At 72.3% G+C, this 2511-nt stretch carries 2 protein-coding genes; both read left to right on the top strand.

What is annotated here, in order from left to right; translation table 11 throughout:
- The first annotated feature begins 262 nt into the window (after positions 1-262).
- Positions 263-820, top strand: a complete 558-nt coding sequence (locus AB0O91_RS18395; RefSeq protein WP_363433899.1) for a hypothetical protein — start codon at positions 263-265, stop codon at positions 818-820.
- Positions 821-1322: 502 nt separating this feature from the next.
- Positions 1323-2511: chitinase (locus tag AB0O91_RS18390; RefSeq protein ID WP_363433897.1), on the top strand; the 1189-nt coding region annotated here is incomplete at its 3' end.

Raw genomic sequence — 2511 nt, 5'->3', positions numbered from 1 at the left:
GCGAGGTCTACCGCGCGCTCACCGGCGCACCAGCCGAACACACCACGCGAACCGACCTTGCTCCAGCCGCTTGACGTCTATAGGAGCATCCACCGACAGCCGGCAGCCGTCGGAAGGCAGACAGCGGACGGCGGACGGCGGCCCGGGGCGACTCCCTCCGGGCCGCCGTCCGCCGTTCGCCCGCCGTCCGCCGTTCGCCCGCCGCCCGCCGCCCGCCGAGGGGACCTTCCCTTTCGCGCCGCGAACATGACAGTGTGGCGCCATGCGCACTCGTCTCCTCGCCGCCTCCCTCACGGCACTCGCCGCGGTGAGCCTCGCTGCCTGCTCCAGCTCGGGATCAGGCTCCGGCTCGGGCTCCAGCTCGGACAAGGCCACCGCCGCGGCCGGCTCCCCCACCGTCGCCGCGACCACCCCGCCCGGCGCCACCGCCGCCGAGCCGAGCGCCTCGCTGCCCGCCCCCGCCGCCTCGGCGCCGTCCGGGACGTCCGCGCCCGGCACGGACGGCTCGGCCCCGGCCAAGCCCGCCCCGCCCACCGGCGCGGGGCTGCCCGCCGAGCCGGACGCCGACCTCGCCGGCAAGATCGTCGCCGCGCTGAACACCATCGACCCGGCGATCGTCGGCGGCAAGCCCGACCAGGTGGCGGAGCAGGCCCGCAAGCAGTGTCAGGCGATGTACCAGTACCCCAAGGACAAGGCGAAGTTGGCCGAGCTGGCCAAGCAGAACTTCAGCCTGCCCGGACACGCCCAGGACTTCGGGCCGGACACCGCCGCGAAGATCGACGACGCGCTGCGCGCCACCCTCTGCCCGCCGCCGCGCTGACGCCGTCCGCCGCACCCCTGAACCGCCCGGTGTCCTGAGCTCCGGGCAGCCGTGGCCGCGCCCCGCCTGCCGGGTGCGCGGCCATCGGCGTCCGTGCGGGCATCCGCCCCCTTGACCTGCCGGGGCCGTCGGTTGACGAACTGTTAGGTCTCTTGACAGACCAGTGGTCTAGTCCAAACATAGGCGTGTCGATCCGACCGGGATGCACTGTGGGGGTGTGACCACCGGCGGCTGAGGCACCGCCCTGCCCTGCTCCGCTCCACCCCCGCTCCGTACGGCGTGTGCACGTTCGCACCGCCTGCCCGCCTCCGCACGAGTCGGCGGGCTCCGCACGCCCCCGTGTCCGCAGCACATGCGCCCGCGCCGAAGGTGTCCGCACCGGACGTGTCCGCATCGCCCGCCCCGGACCGGGCGCCCGCGCGGCCGACCCCACACGGCCCTCGGCGACCCGGCCCCGCTCCTCCCCAACGTCCTGCCCCACCACGTCTGTTGGAGAAAATCCATGCGTCTTCGCAGAACCCTCCAGGCCGCGTTGACGGCCTGCGCCACGCTGGCCGCCTCGGCCGGCCTGGTCGCCGCCGGGACGGGCTCCGCCCAGGCCGCCACCCCGATCCCCAACCGGGTCTTCGCGCCCTACTTCGAGTCCTGGACCGGTCAGAGCCCCGCCACCCTGGCCGCCCAGTCCGGTGCCAAGTACCTGACGATGGCCTTCCTCCAGGCCGCCACCAAGGGGTCCTGCACCCCCTACTGGAACGGCGACACCTCGAAGCCGGTCTCCACCGCGACCTTCGGCGCCGACATCGCCACCATCCGTGCCAACGGCGGGGACGTGATCCCCTCCTTCGGCGGCTACACCGCCGACAACACCGGCACCGAGCTGGCCGACAGCTGCACCGACGTCAACCAGATCGCGACCGCGTACGAGAACCTGATCACCACGTACGACATCAGCCGGATCGACCTCGACATCGAGGACAACTCGCTGACCAACAGCGCCGGGATCGACCGCCGCAACAAGGCGATCAAGGTCGTGCAGGACTGGGCCGCCGCCAACGGGCGCAACGTCCAGTTCTCCTACACCCTGCCGACCACCACCAGCGGGCTGGCCGACAGCGGCCTCGCGGTGCTGCGGAACGCGGTCAGCAACAAGGCACGGGTCGACGTCGTCAACATGATGACCTTCGACTACTACGACGGCGCCACCCACGACATGGCGGCCGACACCCAGACCTCGGCGCAGGGCCTGTACAACCAGCTCGCCGGGCTCTACCCGGGCAAGTCCCCGGCGCAGCTGTGGGGTTCGATCGGGATCACCGAGATGCCCGGCATCGACGACTACGGCGCGGCCGAGACCTTCACCGTGGCCAACGCCACCACCGTGTACAACTGGGCGGTGTCCAAGGGCATCAACACGCTGTCCTTCTGGGCGCTCCAGCGCGACAACGGCGGCTGCGTGGGCAAGGGCGGGGACGACTCCTGCTCCGGCATCGCCCAGAACACCTGGGACTTCACCCATGTGTTCGCCCCGTTCACCAGCGGGTCGACGGTGACCAACGACTTCTCGGTGGCGGTGAACCCGAACTCCGCGACGGTGACGGCCGGTTCGTCCACCTCGGCGGCCATCGCCACGGCGGTCACGGCCGGGTCGGCGCAGAGCGTCAACCTCAGCGTCAGCGGCGCCCCGGCCGGGG

This window comes from Kitasatospora sp. NPDC089797 (assembly GCF_040684795.1).
Taxonomy (GTDB): Bacteria; Actinomycetota; Actinomycetes; order Streptomycetales; family Streptomycetaceae; genus Kitasatospora.
This window is presented reverse-complemented; position numbering and strand designations above follow the sequence as displayed.